General features: G+C 71.1%; 20 protein-coding genes. 16 read left to right on the top strand and 4 right to left on the bottom strand.

Annotation, left to right across the window (positions count from 1 at the left end; all coding sequences use genetic code 11):
* Positions 1 to 17: 17 nt before the first annotated feature.
* The 3 genes from IE200_RS17300 to IE200_RS17290 form a co-directional block, all read right to left on the bottom strand.
* Entirely contained in the window at positions 18 to 947 is a 930-nt protein-coding gene (locus IE200_RS17300) for a COX15/CtaA family protein (RefSeq protein ID WP_229856726.1), read from the bottom strand.
* Positions 947 to 1681: an ABC transporter permease gene (locus IE200_RS17295; RefSeq protein ID WP_191280786.1), complete on the bottom strand. Its 735-nt coding sequence runs from the start codon at positions 1679 to 1681 to the stop codon at positions 947 to 949. The genes IE200_RS17300 and IE200_RS17295 overlap by 1 nt, the downstream gene beginning before the upstream one ends.
* Before the next feature lie 68 nt (positions 1682 to 1749).
* Positions 1750 to 2688, bottom strand: a complete 939-nt coding sequence (locus tag IE200_RS17290) for an ABC transporter ATP-binding protein (RefSeq protein ID WP_229856724.1) — start codon at positions 2686 to 2688, stop codon at positions 1750 to 1752.
* Positions 2689 to 2925: 237 nt separating this feature from the next.
* Here IE200_RS17290 and IE200_RS17285 point away from each other — a divergent pair, with 237 nt between their 5' ends.
* The 12 genes from IE200_RS17285 (at position 2926) to IE200_RS17235 (ending at position 14661) form a co-directional block, all read left to right on the top strand.
* Positions 2926 to 5943 (top strand): S8 family serine peptidase, encoded by a 3018-nt coding sequence (locus IE200_RS17285; protein WP_191280732.1) that lies wholly within the window; start codon positions 2926 to 2928, stop codon positions 5941 to 5943.
* A 119-nt stretch (positions 5944 to 6062) separates the two neighbouring features.
* Complete coding sequence (locus IE200_RS21130; protein WP_308433021.1) at positions 6063 to 6344, top strand: ATP-binding cassette domain-containing protein; 282 nt, start codon at positions 6063 to 6065, stop codon at positions 6342 to 6344.
* Entirely contained in the window at positions 6338 to 7075 is a 738-nt protein-coding gene (locus IE200_RS17280) for an ATP-binding cassette domain-containing protein (RefSeq protein ID WP_308433023.1), read from the top strand. Before IE200_RS21130 ends, IE200_RS17280 begins: the two co-directional genes overlap by 7 nt.
* The gene (locus IE200_RS17275; RefSeq protein WP_191280731.1) at positions 7072 to 7896 is read left to right on the top strand and encodes an ABC transporter permease; all 825 of its coding nucleotides are present in this window, start codon (positions 7072 to 7074) and stop codon (positions 7894 to 7896) included. Before IE200_RS17280 ends, IE200_RS17275 begins: the two co-directional genes overlap by 4 nt.
* Before the next feature lie 98 nt (positions 7897 to 7994).
* On the top strand, positions 7995 to 8681 hold the full coding sequence (locus IE200_RS17270) for a helix-turn-helix transcriptional regulator (RefSeq protein WP_407941026.1): 687 nt from the start codon (positions 7995 to 7997) through the stop codon (positions 8679 to 8681).
* The gene (sufB, locus tag IE200_RS17265; protein ID WP_191280729.1) at positions 8678 to 10096 is read left to right on the top strand and encodes a Fe-S cluster assembly protein SufB; all 1419 of its coding nucleotides are present in this window, start codon (positions 8678 to 8680) and stop codon (positions 10094 to 10096) included. The genes IE200_RS17270 and sufB overlap by 4 nt, the downstream gene beginning before the upstream one ends.
* Before the next feature lie 43 nt (positions 10097 to 10139).
* Positions 10140 to 11366 (top strand): Fe-S cluster assembly protein SufD, encoded by a 1227-nt coding sequence (sufD, locus tag IE200_RS17260; protein ID WP_191280728.1) that lies wholly within the window; start codon positions 10140 to 10142, stop codon positions 11364 to 11366.
* Complete coding sequence (locus IE200_RS17255; protein WP_191280727.1) at positions 11363 to 11698, top strand: non-heme iron oxygenase ferredoxin subunit; 336 nt, start codon at positions 11363 to 11365, stop codon at positions 11696 to 11698. The genes sufD and IE200_RS17255 overlap by 4 nt, the downstream gene beginning before the upstream one ends.
* Positions 11695 to 12459, top strand: coding sequence for a Fe-S cluster assembly ATPase SufC (gene sufC / locus IE200_RS17250; RefSeq protein ID WP_191280726.1), 765 nt, complete (start codon positions 11695 to 11697; stop codon positions 12457 to 12459). The genes IE200_RS17255 and sufC overlap by 4 nt, the downstream gene beginning before the upstream one ends.
* Before the next feature lie 108 nt (positions 12460 to 12567).
* Positions 12568 to 13803 carry a cysteine desulfurase gene (locus IE200_RS17245; protein WP_191280725.1) on the top strand — a complete coding sequence of 412 codons (1236 nt, stop codon included), beginning with the start codon at positions 12568 to 12570 and terminating at the stop codon, positions 13801 to 13803.
* A gap of 1 nt (position 13804) precedes the next feature.
* Positions 13805 to 14272, top strand: coding sequence for a Fe-S cluster assembly sulfur transfer protein SufU (gene sufU, locus IE200_RS17240; protein WP_191280724.1), 468 nt, complete (start codon positions 13805 to 13807; stop codon positions 14270 to 14272).
* Positions 14269 to 14661: a metal-sulfur cluster assembly factor gene (locus IE200_RS17235; RefSeq protein ID WP_191280723.1), complete on the top strand. Its 393-nt coding sequence runs from the start codon at positions 14269 to 14271 to the stop codon at positions 14659 to 14661. Before sufU ends, IE200_RS17235 begins: the two co-directional genes overlap by 4 nt.
* A gap of 28 nt (positions 14662 to 14689) precedes the next feature.
* Here IE200_RS17235 and IE200_RS17230 read toward each other — a convergent pair whose 3' ends face one another.
* On the bottom strand, positions 14690 to 15649 hold the full coding sequence (locus tag IE200_RS17230; RefSeq protein ID WP_191280722.1) for an SMP-30/gluconolactonase/LRE family protein: 960 nt from the start codon (positions 15647 to 15649) through the stop codon (positions 14690 to 14692).
* A 106-nt stretch (positions 15650 to 15755) separates the two neighbouring features.
* Here IE200_RS17230 and IE200_RS17225 point away from each other — a divergent pair, with 106 nt between their 5' ends.
* From IE200_RS17225 to IE200_RS17210, 4 genes are read left to right on the top strand one after another with little or no spacing between them, the layout of a single operon-like run.
* Positions 15756 to 16538 carry an aminoglycoside adenylyltransferase domain-containing protein gene (locus tag IE200_RS17225; protein ID WP_229856722.1) on the top strand — a complete coding sequence of 261 codons (783 nt, stop codon included), beginning with the start codon at positions 15756 to 15758 and terminating at the stop codon, positions 16536 to 16538.
* Positions 16539 to 16573: 35 nt separating this feature from the next.
* Positions 16574 to 16975, top strand: a complete 402-nt coding sequence (locus IE200_RS17220) for an ASCH domain-containing protein (RefSeq protein ID WP_191280721.1) — start codon at positions 16574 to 16576, stop codon at positions 16973 to 16975.
* A gap of 31 nt (positions 16976 to 17006) precedes the next feature.
* Entirely contained in the window at positions 17007 to 17552 is a 546-nt protein-coding gene (locus tag IE200_RS17215) for an NYN domain-containing protein (protein WP_191280720.1), read from the top strand.
* Positions 17553 to 17554: 2 nt separating this feature from the next.
* Positions 17555 to 18160 carry an acVLRF1 family peptidyl-tRNA hydrolase gene (locus tag IE200_RS17210; RefSeq protein ID WP_191280719.1) on the top strand — a complete coding sequence of 202 codons (606 nt, stop codon included), beginning with the start codon at positions 17555 to 17557 and terminating at the stop codon, positions 18158 to 18160.
* Positions 18161 to 18297: the final 137 nt, after the last annotated feature.

The following is an 18297-nucleotide window of genomic DNA, read 5'->3' as shown; positions in this document are numbered from 1 at the left end:
CCCGGCTCGCCGGGTCGTCAGGCCGGGCGGGTCGCTGCGTGCGGCTGCGGCTCGCCGTCGGCGACGGCTTCCCGGTCCGCCCGGTGGGGCAGCACGGCGAGGGCGATGCGGGCCAGGCCGGCCGCCAGCAGGGCGGCACCGAGCATGTGCAGCGCGACCAGCACGACGGGCAGGTCCAGCCAGTACTGCACCCATCCGAGCACGCCCTGCAGGACCTCGATGACGAGCACCAGCCCGGTCACGCGGGCCAGCCACTGGTGCCCGCCCCGGACGGCGACGACGAGCAGGGCGATCGTGAGGGCGACGAGGACGTAGACCGACACGGCGTGCACCTGGGAGACGGTGGCCGGGTCGAGGCCGTTGCGCGGGGCGTCGGTGTCGCCGGCGTGCGGACCGGCGCCGGTGACGACCGTGCCGAGGTAGAGCGCGACCCAGCCCGAGGCGAGCGTCGCCCACGCGAGCGCGCGCGGGAGCCGTGGTGCGGCGTCGCGGTCCGGGCTGCGCAGCTCGTCGAGCAAGGCGACGCAGACCATCACCATCGCCATCGAGAGCAGGAAGTGCCCGGCGACGATCCACGGGTTGAGGTCGGTCAGCACGGTGATGCCGCCGATGACGGCCTGCAGCGGGATGCCCAGCCCCACGACCAGCGAGAGCCGGGTCGCGCGCCGGTGCCTCGCGCCGAGGGCGGCGAGGAAGCAGAGCACCGCGACCGCCACCAGCACGAAGGTGAGCAGCCGGTTGCCGAACTCGATGGCCCCGTGCAGGCCGAGCTCGCCGTGCGGCACGTACGACTCGTCGGTGCAGCGCGGCCACGTGGGGCAGCCGAGGCCGGACCCGGTGAGGCGGACAGCGCCGCCGGTGACCACGATGCCGACGTTGGCGAGCAGGTTGGCGACCGCCAGGGGCCAGAGGTACGGCGCGAGCCGGTCGAGGACCGTGTGTCTCATCATTCCCACCTGAAGGTCCGGGCCGTGAGCAGCGTGCCGAGCACCGCCCAGGCGGCGAGCACGACCAACGCACGGCCGTCGATCTGTGCGTCCACGAGCGCGCCGCGCACGGCCTCGCCCAGCGCACCGGAGGGCAACCACTGGATCAGGGTGCCGGCGGATCCGTACGTGCTGGTCGGCAGCACGACACCGCCACCCGCCATGAGGAGCAGGTAGACGAGGTTGGCCAGCGCCAGGGTCGCCTCGGCGCGCAGCACGCCGGCGACGAAGAGGCCGAGGGCGGCGAACGCCGCCGTGCCGAGCGCCACGGAGAGCACGACGCCGACCGCCGTACGGACCGGGTGCGCGAGGGCGGGCTCCCAGCCCAGCAGCAGTCCGACGCCGACCAGCACGACGAGCTGGACGGCGACGACCGCGAGCAGGGCCAGCGCCTTGCCCAGCAGGAGGCCGTGCCGCGGCAGGGGGGAGGCGCCGAGGAGCTTGATCACGCCGTAGCGGCGCTCGAAGCCAGTGGCGATGGCCACCGAGGTGAACGCCGTCGACATCACGGCCAGGGCGAGGACGCCCGGGGTCAGGACGTCGACCGCCGCCCGCTCGCCGAGGGAGCTGCCGAGGCGCCCCGCCGCGACCACGCCGCCCACCAGCACGATCACCGGGATCACCAGGGCGAGCAGGAGCTGCTCGCCGTTGCGCAGCATCAGCCGCGACTCCATCCGCGCCTGCGCCAGCACCATCCGGGCCAGCGGCGCGCTGCCGGGTGCGGGGGTGAAGGTCGCGGGGGCCGTGCTCGTACGGGGTGCGGTCACGGTGCCAGCTCCCGCCCGGTGAGCTCGAGGAAGACGTCCTCGAGCGTGCGCTGGCCCAGGTTGAGCGTCTGGGGCAGCACGCCGTGCTCCTCGCACCAGCGCGAGACCCGTCCCAGGGTCGAGGCGTCGGCGGGTCCGTGGATGAGCATGCTGACCTCGTCGAGCTGGCGCACCTCCGTCTGCGGACCGAGGTCGGCGCGCAGCGACTCGGGGGCGCCGTCGGGGAAGGGACGGTTGACGACGAGCCGGATCGTGGCCGACCGGCCCCCGCGGGTGAGCTCCGCGGGCGTGCCGCTCGCGATGGCGGTGCCGCGGTCGATGATGTGGATCTGGTCGGCGAGGTGCTCGGCCTCGTCCATGTGGTGGGTGGTGAGCACGACGGTCACTCCGTCCTCACGGACCTCCTCCAGCAGCTCCCACGTCGTACGGCGGGCCTGCGGGTCCATCCCGGCGGTCGGCTCGTCGACGAAGACGAGCTCCGGGCGCCCGACCAGGGCCACGGCCAGGCCCAGGCGCTGGCGCTGCCCGCCGGACAGCCGGCGGTAGGGCGTACGGCCGCAGTCGCCGAGGCCGAGGCGCGCGACGAGCATCGCGGTGTCGAGCGGGTGCGCGTGCAGGGTGGCCATGTGCTCGAGCATCTCGACCGCCCGCACCCCGCTCCACGCCCCGCCGTCCTGCAGCATCACACCGATGCGGGGGAGCAGCGCGGTGCGGTCGCGCTGGGGATCGAGGCCCAGCACCCGTACGGTGCCCTGCTGCGGCGCCCGGAAGCCCTCGCAGGTCTCCAGCGTCGTCGTCTTGCCGGCACCGTTGGGGCCGAGGACCGCGGTGATCGACCCGCGGGCGACGTCGAGGGACAGTCCGTCGACCGCGACCTTGTCTCCGTAGGCCATCACCAGGCCGTCGATCTCGACGGCTGGCGCGGCGACTGACACGCCACCAGTCTAGGGAGCGGGCCGTGGGGCGACGACGCCGAGGTCCTCGCCCGGGGCCTGAGCCCACCCAGGAGGGGGGCTGCGCGCACACGTGGACAAAATGCCGGCAGGAATCCCTTGACTGACGCCCCGCCATGGCTTTTGGTGAGGGGGCTCGTCCCGAGGTCGTGATCCGGCCGCGGTGCGAGCCGGTCGGGTCGCGGACCCGGCTGCTCGGAGATGAGGGAGAAGAATCGCGTGTCCATCCACTACATCGGGCGGGGCGCGCGACGCGGCCTCGCCCTCCTCACGACGGCCGCCGTGGTGTGCGGTCTCGCCGCCGGCGTGCCGAACGCCGCCGCGGCCCCCGGCGAGAGCGGGACGAGCCCCGCGCCGCCCACGAAGGCCTCGAACCTCGGGCCCGGGCGCTACGTCGTGGTGCTCAGGGACCCCGGCGCGACGCGCTACGACGGCGGCGTCGCCGGGTTGCGCGCCACCGCCGCGACCAAGGGCAGGTCCTTCGACGCCCGCTCCGCGCGGGTCGCCGACTACTCGGCCTACCTGACCAGGCGCCAGAACCGCCTCGCTGCCGACGTCGGCGCGGAGGTGATGACCCGCTCCACCCTGGCGGCGAGCTCCTTCACCGCGCGCCTGACCGGCCGGCAGGCCACCGAGCTGGCCGAGACCCGTGACGTCCTCATGGTCGTCAAGGACCAGGCCTTCTCCCTCGACACCTACGCCTCGCCCGAGTTCCTCGGCCTGTCCGGGGCGAACGGCCAGTGGGCCCAGCGCGGTGGCGTCGACCAGGCCGGTGCCGGTGTCGTCGTGGGTGTCCTCGACTCCGGCATCTGGCCCGAGTCCGGCTCCTTCAGCGGTCGGAAGGTCGACCGCAACCCCACGGGTCCGTTCGACCTCTACCGCCGCGGCAACACGACCTACATGACGAAGGCCGACGGGTCGGTCTTCCGTGGCGTCTGCCAGCCGGGCGAGAAGTGGACGGCCGACGACTGCAACAGCAAGCTGGTCGGCGCTCGCTACTACCCCGACGCCTTCCTCGACAGCGTCCCGCCGCAGCAGCGCGACGGCGCCGAGTTCATCTCGACGCGTGACGGCGACGGCCACGGGTCGCACACCGCCAGCACGGCGGCGGGCAACAACGGCGTCCCGGCCAGCGTCGAGGGCCGAGAGTTCGGCAACGTCAGCGGCATGGCGCCCGCGGCCAAGGTCGCTGCCTACAAGGTCTGCTGGAACGACACCAACCCCAACACGGGCGGGTGCTACACCTCCTCGACCCTCGCGGCGGTCGACGACGCGATCGCCGACGGCGTCGACGTCATCAACTTCTCCATCTCGGGCGCGACCAGCACGGTCGTCGACGCCGTGGAGTTCGCCTTCCTCGGCGCTGCCGCGGCCGACGTCTTCGTGGCCGCGTCTGCCGGCAACAGCGGCCCGACCGCCTCGACCGTCGCGCACAACAGCCCGTGGGTGACCACGGTCGCGGCCTCGACCCACGTGACGTACGAGAACACCGTCGTCCTGGGCAACGGCCAGAAGTACAAGGGCGCCTCCATCGCCTCGACGGGCGTCGCCGAGGGCACCAGGCTGGTCGACAGCTCGGCGGTCGGCGCTGCCGGCGTCCCGGCGACCGAGGTGGACCTCTGCGCCCCGGGCAGCCTCGACCCCGCCAAGGCGCAGGGCACCATCGTCGTCTGCGACCGCGGCGTCTACGACCGCGTCGCCAAGAGCGCCGCGGTCGAGCAGGCCGGCGGTGTCGGGATGGTGCTCGCCAACACGGGTCCGGGTCAGAGCCTCGACGCCGACTTCCACTCCGTCCCGTCGGTCCACGTCGACAAGGCGGCAGGCGACGCGATCAAGGCGTACGTCACCTCGGCGGGCACCGCTGCGACGGCGGGCATCGTCCTGGGCGACACGACCGGTGGAAGCACCACCCCGGTGCCGCAGGTCGCCGGCTTCTCCTCACGCGGCCCGGCCGTCGCCAACGCCTCCGACGTGATCAAGCCCGACATCTCGGCTCCCGGCGTCAGCGTGCTGGCCGCAGTGGCGCCGCCGTCCGGTAACGGTCGTGACTTCGACCTCTACTCCGGCACCTCGATGTCGAGCCCGCACGTCGCGGGCCTCGCGGCCTTCATCCTGGGGGTCAACCCGGAGTGGAGCCCGATGGCGGTCAAGTCGGCCATGATGACCACGGCCTACGACCTCAAGAAGGCCGACGGCTCGCCCGACCGCAACCCGTTCAACCAGGGTGCCGGTCACGTCGACCCGACGAAGTTCTTCGACCCGGGCCTGGTGGTCACCTCGGGCGAGGACGAGTGGCTGAGCTTCTTCGAGGGCCAGGGATTCGACCTGCCCGGCGTCGAGCCGATGGCGGCCACCGACCTCAACATCCCGTCGATGGCCAAGGGGCAGGTCACCGCGAGCGTCACCATCGCCCGCACGTTCACCGCGGTCCAGGCCGGCACGTGGGACGTCGCGGCGTCGGTGCCCGGATTCGACGTCGCGATCGACAAGCCGTCGATCACCCTCGCCGAGGGTGACTCCGCCACGGTCTCGTTCACCTTCACCCGGACGGACGCGCCGCTGCGGACGTTCTCGACCGGCTTCGCCACGCTGACCGGCCCGACCACGGTCCGGATGCCGGTCGCGCTGCGCCCGGTGTCGGTCTCCGCGCCCGCGACGCTGCGCGGGACGGGTGCCTCGGGCAGCGTGCCGGTGACGATCACGGCCGGCTTCACCGGTGAGCAGGACGTCGTCCCGGCGGGTCTCGCCAAGGCGACCACGGAGACCGCCACCCTGGCCGTCGCCGAGGTCGTGGAGCGACCGGTCGCCGTCCCGGCCGGCACGGCCGTGGTGAGGTTCGACCTCGACGCGGCCGACGACGCGGCGGACCTGGACCTGTACGTCTACCGGGTCAACGCCAACGACACCCGCACGTTGGTGGGCCTGTCCGCGACCGGCTCGGCCGACGAGTCCGTCACGCTCAACGCCCCCGCGGCGGCGACCTACGTCGCGGTGCTCGACGGCTACAGCGCAGCACCGGGGGCGTCGAGCATCGACTACCGCTACGACCAGTACACGGTGCCCACGGCCGGCGGTCTCGGCTCCTTCGGGGCCAGCCCCGACCCGGTGCCGGTCGTCCAGGGGCAGTCGACGACGTTCGACGCCGTCTGGTCCGGGCTGGCGCAGGGCCGCTACCTCGGCCGGCTGTCGTACGACGGTGCGCTCGCTCCGACGTACGTCTACGTGGACGTGCCCTGACCGCGGGACGTCGCACAGAGTGATCGACCGGCGGGCGTGGTCCTGGGGCCACGCCCGCCGGCGCGCAGAACGAGGAAATCCAGGAGCCGTTGTCGGTCCCCGCGGCTAGCGTGGTCGCCATGACTCGAGCTCCAGCGATCGAGGCCGACGGTCTCGTCAAGCACTTCGGCGAGACGGTCGCCGTCGCGGGCGTGTCCTTCGAGGTCCCGGAGGGCTCGGTGCTCGGCCTGCTCGGGCCCAACGGCGCCGGCAAGACCACCACGGTGCGCATGATGACCACGCTGACGAGGCCCACTGCCGGCACCGGACGCGTCGCGGGCCACGACATCGTGGCCGAGCCTGCGGCGGTGCGGCGCAGCATGGGCCTGACCGGCAGGCGGCGACGGTCGACGAGCTGCTGACGGGGCGGGAGAACCTCCGCCTCATCGGCAGCCTCTACGGCCTCGACGCCGCCTATGTCAGGCGTGCGAGCGACGACCTGCTCGAGCGGTTCTCCCTCGCCGACGCCGGCGACCGCACGGCCGAGACCTACTCCGGCGGCATGCGGCGCCGCCTCGACCTCGCGGTGAGCCTGGTCGCCACGCCGCCCGTGCTGTTCCTCGACGAGCCGACCACCGGGCTCGACCCGCGCTCGCGTGTCGAGCTCTGGGAGGTGCTGCGGGAGCTGGTCGCCGACGGCACGACGCTGCTGCTGACGACGCAATACCTCGAGGAGGCCGACCAGCTCGCCGACAACGTCGTGGTGATCGACCGCGGCACCGTCATCGCCGAGGGCACGCCGTTGCAGCTCAAGGACCAGTCGGGCGCCGCGGCGCTGGTGGTCACCGTCTCGCACGCCGCGGACCTCGCCGCGGCCGAAGCGCTCCTGATGCCGCACGTGCGCGAGGTGCACGTCGACGCCGGTGCACGGCAGCTGACCGCCCCCGCCGAGGGGCTGGGGCACATGACCCGCGTCGCGGGCATCTTCGACGAGAGCGGGATCGTGCTCGACGACATCGGGCTCAAGCGACCGAGCCTCGACGACGTCTTCCTCCACCTCACCGGCCACCGCGCCGAGGAGCGACTCGACGACGCGGAGGGCGGCGGCCACCTCGCTGCCCGCTCGGACACGATGACCGGGGAGACGCGATGACCACGCTCGAGCGACCCGAGATCCGCACGACCGGGCTGCTGGCGCAGTCCTGGGCCATCGCCCGGCGCAACTTCCTCCACATCCAGCGCATGCCCGAGATGCTGATGGACGTCACGATCCAGCCGGTCATGTTCGTGCTGCTGTTCGCCTACGTCTTCGGCTCGTCCATCGACGTCGCCACCCCGGCCGGCTATCGCGCCTTCCTGCTCGCCGGGATCATGGCGCAGACGGTGGCGTTCGCGTCCTTCATCGTCGCAGTCGGGCTCACCGCCGACCTCGACAAGGGCATCGTCGACCGGATGCGCTCCCTGCCCATCAACGCCGCGGCGGTGCTGGTCGGGCGCAGCATCTCCAGCCTGGCCCACGCCTCGATCGGCCTCGTCGTGATGTCGCTGACGGGGCTGGTGATCGGCTGGCGGATCCACACAGGAGTCTTCGAGGCTGCCCTCGGTTACCTCCTGCTCCTCGGGTGGGGCTTCGCAATGATCTGGGTCGGCATCTGGGTCGGGTCGGCGATGCGCTCCGTCGAGGCCGTCAACGGCGTCATGTTCGCCACCATGTTCCCGATCACGTTCCTCGCCAACACGTTCGCACCCACCGACCGGATGCCCACGTTCCTGCGCCTCATCGCCGAGTGGAACCCCATCTCGTCGCTGACCCAGGCGGTCCGCGAGCTCTGGGGCAACGACCAGCCGCTGGCCGAGGGGGCGGCGTTCCCGATGCACCACCCGATCCCGTTCACCATCGGGTGGATCATCCTGATCACCGCCGTCGTCGCCCCGCTGGCGATCCGCACGTTCCGCGCCCGTACGGCCGACTGAGCACCGAGGGGCGAGCGCATCGAGCGCCCGCGCGTGACTTAGGTGACCCTTGCTTGAACCGTGAACCGCAATAACGTCACACTGTCGTTGTGGAATTCATCCGGACGGCTGCGACCCTGGACGGTGACGCCCCCACGCGTGACCGCGTGGCGCGCACGATCCTGGAGAACGGTCCCTCGACCGCAGCCGACCTCGCCCGACGCCTCGACCTGACCCCGGCCGCCGTACGTCGCCACCTCGACCACCTCGTCTCCGAGGGCGTCGTGGAGTCGCGCGAGCAGAAGGTCTACGGCACCCGCGGCCGCGGTCGCCCGGCCCGGATCTTCGCCCTGACCGAGGCCGGCCGCGACAGCTTCGACCAGCAGTACGACGACCTCGCCGTCCAGGCTCTGCGGTTCCTCGCCGAGACCCAGGGCGAGGAGGCGGTCGTGGAGTTCGCCCGGCGCCGCGTCGCGTTCGTCGAGCGCGACTACGCCGCGGTGCTGGAGGTCGACCCCGACCTGACCCCGGCCGAGGCACTGGCGAAGGTCTTCACCCAGAACGGCTACGCCGCGTCGGTGCGCGACCTCGCCCCCGTCAACGGCATCAGCGTGGGGGAGCAGCTGTGCCAGCAGCACTGCCCGGTCTCCCACGTCGCCCACGAGTTCCCGCAGCTCTGCGAGGCCGAGACCGAGGCCATCGGCGCGGTGCTCGGCACCCACGTCCAGCGGCTGGCGACGATCGCCCACGGCGACGGCGTCTGCACGACCTGCATCCCCCAGACCCCGAAAAAGGAGAAGGCATGACCTCCATCGAAGAACTCAACCCGGAGCTCAAGGGCATCGGCAAGTACGAGTTCGGCTGGGCCGACTCCGACACGGCGGGTGCCGCTGCCAAGCGTGGGCTCAACGAGGACGTCGTGCGCGACATCTCCTCCAAGAAGTCCGAGCCGCAGTGGATGCTCGACCTGCGGCTGAAGGGCCTCAAGCTCTTCCACCGCAAGCCGATGCCGACCTGGGGCTCGGACCTGTCGACGATCGACTTCGACAACATCAAGTACTTCGTGCGCTCCAGCGAGAAGCAGGCCACCTCGTGGGAGGACCTGCCCGAGGACATCAAGAACACCTACGACAAGCTCGGCATCCCGGAGGCGGAGAAGCAGCGTCTCGTCGCCGGCGTGGCCGCCCAGTACGAGTCCGAGGTCGTCTACCACTCGATCCGCGAGGACCTCGAGGAGAAGGGCGTCATCTTCGTCGACACCGACACCGCGCTGAAGGAGCACGAGGACCTCTTCAAGGAGTACTTCGGCACCGTCATCCCGGTCGGCGACAACAAGTTCGCCGCGCTCAACACGTCGGTGTGGTCGGGCGGCTCGTTCATCTACGTGCCCAAGGGAGTCCACGTCGACATCCCGCTCCAGGCCTACTTCCGGATCAACACCGAGAACATGGGCCAGTTCGAGCGGACGCTGATCATCGCCGACGAGGACTCGTACGTGCACTACGTCGAGGGCTGCACCGCGCCGATCTACTCCTCCGACTCGCTGCACTCCGCGGTCGTGGAGATCGTCGTCAAGAAGGGCGCCCGCGTGCGCTACACGACCATCCAGAACTGGTCCAACAACGTCTACAACCTCGTCACCAAGCGCGCCACGTGCGAGGCCGGGGCGACCATGGAGTGGGTCGACGGCAACATCGGCTCCAAGGTGACCATGAAGTACCCCGCGGTCTACCTCATGGGCGAGCACGCCAAGGGCGAGACGCTGTCGATCGCCTTCGCGGGCGAGGGCCAGCACCAGGACGCCGGCGCGAAGATGGTGCACGCCGCCCCCCACACGTCCTCGTCCATCCTGAGCAAGTCGGTGGCCCGCGGCGGCGGCCGTACGTCCTACCGCGGCCTGATCCAGGTCAACGAGGGCGCGCACGGCTCGAAGTCCAACGTGCTGTGCGACGCGCTCCTGGTCGACCAGATCAGCCGCAGCGACACCTACCCCTACGTCGACATCCGCGAGGACGACGTGTCGATGGGCCACGAGGCCAGCGTCTCCAAGGTCTCCGACGACCAGCTCTTCTACCTCATGTCGCGCGGCATGGAGGAGGACGAGGCCATGGCGATGATCGTGCGCGGCTTCGTCGAGCCGATCGCCAAGGAGCTCCCGATGGAGTACGCCCTCGAGCTCAACCGCCTCATCGAGCTGCAGATGGAGGGCGCTGTCGGTTGATCCCGACCGCCCCGCTCCGCACCCGACCGTAGAAAGTAGAGCCTTGACCGTCACCACCGATTCCGTCCGCTCCGCGCTGGAGCAGACCCCCGAGCCCGACAAGGTGGAGAGCCACCTCCACCCTGCCGGCTCGTTCGACGTCGCCGACCACGAGGTCCCGACGGGGCGCGAGGAGATCTGGCGCTTCACGCCGCTCAAGCGGCTCAAGGGCCTGCACGCCGACGCCGAGTTCATGCGCTCGGCGACCTCGTGCACCTGGAACACCCCCGCCGGGGTCCGCGTCGAGGGCGTGTCGGGCGACGAGGCCCGTGCCCTGCGCGGCATCTCCGGCCTTGTGCCCAACACCCGCTGGGCCGCCCGCGTCCTCGCCGAGGTCCCCGCGAGCCTGCTGGTCGACGTGCCCGCCGAAACCGAGGTCGCCGAGCCGATCGTGGTCGACCTGGACGGCACGGACGTCTCCGTCACCGAGGCCGGTCACGTGGCGCTGCGCTTCGGAGCCCACAGCAAGGCGATCGTGGTGCTCAACCACACGGGCTCCTCCACCATCGCCGCGGTCGTCGAGATCGCCGTGGGCGACGGCGCCGACGTCACGGTCGTCTCCATCCAGGACTGGGCAGACGACGCCGTCCACCTCTCGCACCACCAGGCCCGGGTCGGCCGCGACGCGTCGTACAAGCACGCCGCGATCTCCTTCGGCGGCGACCTGGTCCGGATGGACGCCAACGTCACCTACGACGGCCCGGGCGGCTCCGCGGAGCTCCTCGGCCTCTACTTCGCCGATGCCGGCCAGCACATCGAGCACCGGATCTTCGCCGACCACACCGCCCCGCGCACCAAGTCGCACGCTGTCTACAAGGGCGCGCTGCAGGGCGAGAAGGCACACACCGTGTGGGTCGGCAACGTGCTGATCCGCAAGGTCGCCGAGGGCATCGAGACCTACGAGGAGAACCGCAACCTCGTCCTCACCGACGGGTGCCAGGCTGACTCGATCCCCAACCTGGAGATCGAGACCGGCGAGATCGAGGGTGCCGGCCACGCCTCGGCCACCGCGCGGTTCGACGACAACCAGCTCTTCTACCTGCAGTCGCGTGGCGTCTCCGAGCAGGAGGCGCAGCGCCTGGTCGTGCACGGCTTCTTCAACGACCTGATCCGCCAGGTCGGCGTGCCCTCCATCGAGCAGCGTCTCCTGTCCACCGTCGAGGCGGAGCTTGCCAAGAACGTGCTGAAGGACGTCGGCTCGCTCGCCGCCTTCGGTCAGGACGCGCGATGACCTTCGAGCGCGCCTGCTCGCTGGACGAGGTCCCGACCGACGAGGCGCTGGCGGTCACCCTGGGCCGCTACGACGTCGCCATCGCCCGCGACGGCGACGAGGTCTTCGCCCTCGAGAACACCTGCAGCCACGCCGAGGTCGCCCTCAGCGAGGGCGAGGTCGCCAACTGCCAGATCGAGTGCTGGTTGCACGGGTCGATGTTCGACCTGCGCACCGGCAAGCCCACCAACCTCCCGGCGACCGAGCCGGTCGCCACCTTCCCCGTCGACGTACGAGGCACTGATGTCTACGTCGACACCGAGACCACCCTGAACGGAGTCACCCCCGCATGAGCAAGCTCGTCATCACCGACCTCCACGCCAGCGTCGAGACCGAGGACGGCCCCAAGGAGATCCTCAAGGGCGTCACCCTCACCATCAACGAGGGCGAGACCCACGCCATCATGGGTCCCAACGGCTCCGGCAAGTCGACCCTGGCCTACTCCATCGCCGGTCACCCCAAGTACACGATCACCAGCGGCTCGGTGACCCTCGACGGTCAGGACATCCTCGGGCTCTCCGTCGACGAGCGTGCCCGCGCCGGCCTGTTCCTCGCGATGCAGTACCCCGTCGAGGTGCCGGGTGTGTCCGTCGCGAACTTCCTGCGCACGGCCAAGACCGCCATCGACGGCGAGGCCCCCAAGCTGCGCACCTGGGTCAAGGACGTCAACAGCGCCCTCGAGGCTCTCAACCTCGACTCCTCCTTCTCCCAGCGCTCGGTCAACGAGGGCTTCTCCGGTGGCGAGAAGAAGCGTCACGAGATCGCCCAGCTCGACCTGCTCGACCCCAAGGTCGCGGTGCTCGACGAGACCGACTCCGGCCTCGACATCGACGCGCTGAAGATCGTGTCCGAGGGCGTGAACCGCTTCCGCGAGCGCGAGGGCAAGGGCGTCCTGCTCATCACGCACTACACCCGCATCCTGCGCTACATCGAGCCCGACTTCGTCCACGTCTTCGTCGACGGCCGGGTCGCCGAGTCCGGCGGCAAGGAGCTCGCGGACCAGCTCGAGGCTGAGGGCTACGACAAGTACCTCAAGGCCCCTGCGGCGCGATAAGCGGCGCTGGGCTGCGTTGTCTCGCTCGACGACCCGCTCCGCTCAAAGGTCGCCTTCGCTCCTCCGCCTTGACCAGCACCACTTCTCCCACCGCAGAAAGGATTGATCATGGAAGGACTGCTCCCGGATCTCGACGTGATCCGCAAGGACTTCCCGATCCTCGAGCGCACGCTCGCGGGCGGAGTGCCGCTGGTCTACCTCGACAGCGCCAACACCTCGCAGAAGCCGCAGGTCGTCATCGACACGATGGTGGACCACCTCGAGCGGCACAACGCCAACATCGCCCGGGCGATGCACCAGCTCGGTGCGGAGGCGACCGAGGCGTACGAAGGTGCGCGCGACCAGGTGGCGGCCTTCCTCAACGCGCCCTCGCGCAACGAGGTGGTCTTCACCAAGAACGCCACGGAGGCGCTCAACCTGCTGGCCCGCACGATCGAGCTCGCCCCGGGCGACAACGTCGTCATCACCGAGATGGAGCACCACTCCAACATCGTGTCGTGGCAGCTCGCGTGCGAGCGGGCGGGCGCCGAGCTGCGCTGGTTCGGCCTGACCGACGACGGCCGGCTCGACCTCGGCAACGCCGACCAGCTCGTCGACGAGAACACCAAGGTGGTGGCCTTCACCTGGGTCTCCAACATGCTCGGCACGATCAACCCCGTCACCGACCTGTGCGCCCGGGCGAAGGCGGTCGGGGCCTGGTCGGTCATCGACGCCTCGCAGGCCGCGCCCCAGCTGCCGGTCGACGTGCAGGCGGTCGACTGCGACTTCCTGGTCTTCACCGGCCACAAGGTGTGCGGTCCGACCGGCATCGGCGTGCTGTGGGGCCGGGAGGCGCTGCTCAACGAGCTGCCCCCGTTCCACGGAGGCGGCGAGATGATCGAGACCGTGACGATGGCGCGCTCGACCTACGCCAAGGCGCCGCACCGGTTCGAGGCGGGCACGCCCCCGATCGTCGAGGCCGTCGGCCTCGGTGCGGCGGTCGACTACCTCGGCCACGTCGGGCTGGAGGCGATCCACCGGCACGAGCAGGCGATCACGGCGTACGCCCTCGAGGGCCTGCAGTCCGTGCCGGGCCTGACGGTGCTGGGGCCGCTGGACGCCGCCGAGCGCGGTGGCGCGATCTCGTTCGAGCTCGACGGCGTGCACCCGCACGACATCGCCCAGGTGCTGGACTCGCGCGGCGTCGCGGTCCGCGCCGGGCACCACTGCGCCAAGCCCGCGCACGCGCGCTACGGCGTGCAGAGCTCGACGCGGATGTCGTCGTACCTCTACACGACGCCGGCCGAGATCGACGCGCTGGTCGAGGGCCTCCACCACACCCGCAGCTATTTCAAGGTGGGCTGAGATGAGCACAGATCTCGACGCGCTCTACCAGGAGATCATCCTGGACCACTACAAGAACCCGCACCACAAGGGGCTTCGTGACCCCTTCGAGGCCGAGGTGCACCACGTCAACCCGACGTGCGGCGACGAGGTGACGTTGCGCGTGCACCTCGTCGACAGTGCCGACGGCGCCGTGGTCGAGGACGTGTCGTACGACTCCGTCGGCTGCTCGATCTCGCAGGCGTCGGCGTCCGTGCTGACCGACCTCGTCATCGGCAAGCCGGTGGACGAGGCGATGACCATCCACCAGACCTTCCTCGAGCTCATGCAGGGCAAGGGGCAGGTCGAACCCGACGAGGACGTCCTCGAGGACGGGATCGCCTTCGCCGGCGTCGCCAAGTTCCCCGCGCGCGTGAAGTGCGCCCTGCTCTCCTGGATGGCGTGGAAGGACGCGACCAGCCAGGCCCAGACACAAGGAGAGACCGCATGAGCGAGTCCCAGCAGCCCGATCACTCCGACCTCCCCGAGGTCCCCGAGGCCACCCAGGGTGCTCAGGGTGGTGGCACGTCGACGGTGACCGTCGAGGACGTCACCGAGGCCATGAAGGACGTCGTCGACCCCGAGCTCGGGATCAACGTCGTGGACCTCGGCCTGGTCTACGACGTGCACCTCGACGAGCACAGCAACGCCGTGCTCGACATGACGCTGACCTCCGCGGCCTGCCCGCTGACCGACGTCATCACCGACCAGACCGAGTCCGCGCTCGAGGGCCTGGTCGGTGACGTCGCGATCAACTGGGTCTGGATGCCGCCGTGGGGGCCGGACAAGATCACCGAGGACGGTCGCGAGCAGCTGCGCGCCCTCGGGTTCAACGTCTGAGGTCGGGCGGCTCGAAACCTTTTTGAGGTCAGTCGCCGGCCTTGGCCCGCACCTTGGTCACCCAGTAGTCGGTGGTCGGCGTGGGCGGTGTGCTGAACCGTGCGTTCGGCAGGTAGAGGTGCGAGCCGAACCGCGCGACCGTGGTCGGCACGTCGAAGGACGTCGAGGCCGGCAGGTCGTCGGCGGTGATCGTCCGCACGAGCCGTCCGCTCAGCCCGGTGCGCGAGAGCCGCAGGACCGCCACCTCGTTGATCCGGTTGCGCACGACGTACAGGGTGCGTCCGTGGCGCAGCATGCCGTCGGCCATGGTGAGGGAGGCACCACCGAGGTCGGCCTGCGTCGCCTCCCCGGTGGCCGGGTCGACGCGGTAGAGGAGCCCGGTCGTGGAGTTGACCACCAGCAGGGCGCGGCCGGTCGGCGTGGTGCTGATGCCGTTGGCGTTGAAGCCGGCGACCTGCTGCCAGTCGCCGGTGAGCGGCAGGGTGGTGGTCGCAGTCCCCGGCTCGCCCTCGGCTCCGCGGTCGACGCGGTAGAGCTGGGCCTGGGAGGAGTCGGTGAACCACGCGGCGCTGCGGGTGAGGACGACGTCGTTGACGAAGCTCGCACCCGTGGTCAGGGTGCGGTCGGCCAGGACCGCGCCGGTCTCGGTGTCGATGATGCGCGCGGTGCCCGAGCTGCCTCCCGCGACGTACAGGCGTCCCTGCTGGTCGGACTTCATCCCGACCGACGGGGTCCCGGGACCCTCGCTGATCACCCGGCCCTCGCCGGTCCGCAACGAGACCTCGTAGATGTCGCCGTCGGCCCGCGAGCCGAACCAGGCGGTCGGGCCGGGGCCGAGCGCGATGCCCTCGGGCTGGAAGCCGTCCGGCAGCTCGATACGGGCGGGGAACGTGCCGTTAGGTGGGGCGGTGGCGCCGGTGGCGGTCGGGACGGGTGACAGGGTCACGCCGAGGGCGGCCGCGGTGAGGGTGACGAGGAGACGACGCATGAGGACCTCCGGATCGTTGGGGGACCTTCGACGGTAGCCCGCGGGCCCCAGACGGAGGCTCGGATATTGCGTGGCGCCGCCGCCGTGCGAGGCGCACACTCCAACCGTGCTGAACCCCCACCCGACGCGCTACGCCGACCTCAACGGCGTGCTCCACGACCTCGTCACCGGTGCGCAGTCCGCGCTGGGAGGCTCGTTCGTCGGGGCGTACCTCCAGGGTTCCTTCGCCCTCGGCGCGGGCGACCGGCACAGCGACTGCGACTTCCTCGTCGTGGTCAGGGAGCGACCCGACGCCGGCCAGGAGGCCGCGCTGCGTGCGTTGCACCGCGAGCTCCCGCACCGCGACGGCTTCTGGCACCGGCACCTCGAGGGTTCGTACGCCGTCGCCGCCGACCTGCGCTCGACCGCGGGGCTCGGACGACCCTGGCTCCACGTCGACCACGGCTCCGACGAGATGGAGTGGTCCGAGCACTGCAACCAGCCGTGGACGCGGTGGATCGTGCGCGAGCACGGCATCACGCTGGTCGGCCCGTGCCCGGCGCAGCTGATGGACCCGGTGCCCGACGAGGTCCTGCGCGAGCGGGCCCGCACGACCCTGGCGACCCTGAGCGAGGAGGTCGAGGCGTGGTGCCCTCCGACCGTCGCGTGGTGCCAGCGCTACCTCGTCGTGCAGGCGTGCCGGAGCCTCTACACCGTGCGCACCGGACGGGTGGCCAGCAAGCGCGACGCGCTGCGCTGGGTGATGGTGCACGGCGATCCCGGCTGGCGCCCGCTGCTCCAGCAGGTGCTCGCCGACCGCGACCGCGGCCTCGACCCGCTGGACGCGCCACCGCCGGGCGCGATGGAGGCGGCACGCGAGTTTGCGGCGTACGCGGCCGCCGTGGCCTGAGGCCCGGTCACCCGGCGTCTGGCTAGGCTGCGCCCATGGACGAGCACGAGGTCGACCCGAGCGCGGTCGAGGTCAGCGAGATCGCGTTCGACCACGAGGAGCTGCGGGTCTTCTGGGACCTGGCGCGCTTCCACGCCAAGCTCAACGCCGCGCCTACCTACTTCGGCCCCACGACGCTCGAGTCGGTGCCGCCGCCGGCCTGGGCGTACGGCGACTCGGCCGAGGAGTCCGACGCCTTCGTCGCACAAGTGCTGGCCGACGAGCGGGGGAGCACGAGCGCCGCCGAGGCCGACTACGGCGGCGAGCTGCCACAGACCGGCGTGCTGTCGATCCTGTGCGACGGGGCCGGGGTCCCGCGCGCGCTGGTGGAGGTGACCGACGTCGCCGTGACCGGTGACGAGGTCGTCGAGTCGTTCAAGGTCGTCTACCAGGCCTGAGCGTGGCCCGGCGGTGTGGGAGAGTCCTCGCATGGCCGAGCGGATGACCTACCTCCTCGTCGACGGGGAGAACATCGACGCCACCCTGGGCACCTCGATCCTGGGTCGGCGTCCCCGCCCGGAGGAGCGCCCCCGCTGGGACCGGCTGCTGGAGTGGGCCGAACGGGCATTCGACCAGGACGTCACGGGCCTGTTCTTCCTCGCGGCCACCACCGAGCTGCCCACGAGCTTCGTGCAGGCACTGCTGGCGATCGGCTTCAAGCCGATCCCGCTGAGCGGTGAGGGCAAGGTCGTCGACATCGCCATCCAGCGCACCGCCGAGGCCCTCGTGGACCGCGACGCCGACGTGGTGCTGGTCAGCCACGACGGTGACTTCGTCGACCAGGTCTCGGCGCTGTGCGACGGCAGTCGGCAGGTTGGCGTCATCGGCTTCACCGAGTTCGTCAACTCGCAGTTCCGCAACCTGCCCGGCGTGCGGATCTTCGACCTCGAGTACGACCTCGGCGCCTTCAACTCCGCACTCCCGCGCACCCGGGTCATCCCGATCGACGAGTTCGACCCGCTCGACTTCCTCTGACCATGCCTGCCGTCCTCGTCCCCGCCGCTCGCTGGGAGCGGTGGGTCGACAACTTCACGGCCGGGCACGGCGGTGCCACGCTCTCGGTGGCCGACGGCGCACTGCACGGCCGCGCGGTCGACGGCTCGCACTTCACCGCCCGCCTGCCTTTCGACGCGCCGTACACCGGCGACCCAGACGCGGTCGCCTTCGCGGCAGCTGCGGTCGCGCCGGACGAGTGGGGCGTGCTGCTGGTGCGCAAGGGTGGCTTCGCCGTCGCCCGGATGCGGGGGAGCGATCTCGTCGAGCACAAGGTCGGCCAGCGGCACGTGCAGGGACGCACCAAGGCCGGCGGCCAGAGCCAGCAGCGGTTCGCGCGGCGCCGCGACAACCAGGCGCGGCAGGCGTACGAGGCTGCCGCCGAGCACGCGGCACGGATCCTGGGCGGCGTACGGCTGGTGTCCACCGGGGGCGACCACGCGGCGGTGGACGCCGTGCTGGCCGACCCCCGCCTCGGCGGCCTCACCGTCGTCGAGCCGTGGCTGGCCGTGCCCGACCCTCGCCGCGCCGTGCTCGACCGGGCGATCGCCGACACCCAAGCGGTCGCCGTGAATGTCGTCAACACCTGACCTCCGCCCGGGCGAACTCAACCGGTTGTTGCAACTCGATCGTGAGTGAGAGGTTGCGGCGCGTGCCGGGTGTGAGGTTGACCGCGGATCAGCGGTTGGTGATTGAGCGGGCGTACATGGCGGGGTTGCCGCAGGCG

Origin of the sequence: Nocardioides flavus (ex Wang et al. 2016), from assembly GCF_014653115.1 — a bacterium.
Taxonomy (GTDB): domain Bacteria; phylum Actinomycetota; class Actinomycetes; order Propionibacteriales; family Nocardioidaceae; genus Nocardioides; species Nocardioides flavus.
This window is presented reverse-complemented; position numbering and strand designations above follow the sequence as displayed.

Coding starts and splice junctions, on each gene's coding strand:
- IE200_RS17300 (WP_229856726.1), bottom strand. CDS start 947: ATGAGACACACGGTCCTCGACCGGCTCGCGCCGTACCTCTGGCCCCTG.
- IE200_RS17295 (WP_191280786.1), bottom strand. CDS start 1,681: ATGGTGCTGGCGCAGGCGCGGATGGAGTCGCGGCTGATGCTGCGCAAC.
- IE200_RS21130 (WP_308433021.1), top strand. CDS start 6,063: ATGACTCGAGCTCCAGCGATCGAGGCCGACGGTCTCGTCAAGCACTTC.
- IE200_RS17275 (WP_191280731.1), top strand. CDS start 7,072: ATGACCACGCTCGAGCGACCCGAGATCCGCACGACCGGGCTGCTGGCG.
- sufB (WP_191280729.1), top strand. CDS start 8,678: ATGACCTCCATCGAAGAACTCAACCCGGAGCTCAAGGGCATCGGCAAG.
- IE200_RS17255 (WP_191280727.1), top strand. CDS start 11,363: ATGACCTTCGAGCGCGCCTGCTCGCTGGACGAGGTCCCGACCGACGAG.
- sufC (WP_191280726.1), top strand. CDS start 11,695: ATGAGCAAGCTCGTCATCACCGACCTCCACGCCAGCGTCGAGACCGAG.
- IE200_RS17245 (WP_191280725.1), top strand. CDS start 12,568: ATGGAAGGACTGCTCCCGGATCTCGACGTGATCCGCAAGGACTTCCCG.
- sufU (WP_191280724.1), top strand. CDS start 13,805: ATGAGCACAGATCTCGACGCGCTCTACCAGGAGATCATCCTGGACCAC.
- IE200_RS17235 (WP_191280723.1), top strand. CDS start 14,269: ATGAGCGAGTCCCAGCAGCCCGATCACTCCGACCTCCCCGAGGTCCCC.
- IE200_RS17230 (WP_191280722.1), bottom strand. CDS start 15,649: ATGCGTCGTCTCCTCGTCACCCTCACCGCGGCCGCCCTCGGCGTGACC.
- IE200_RS17220 (WP_191280721.1), top strand. CDS start 16,574: ATGGACGAGCACGAGGTCGACCCGAGCGCGGTCGAGGTCAGCGAGATC.
- IE200_RS17215 (WP_191280720.1), top strand. CDS start 17,007: ATGGCCGAGCGGATGACCTACCTCCTCGTCGACGGGGAGAACATCGAC.
- IE200_RS17210 (WP_191280719.1), top strand. CDS start 17,555: ATGCCTGCCGTCCTCGTCCCCGCCGCTCGCTGGGAGCGGTGGGTCGAC.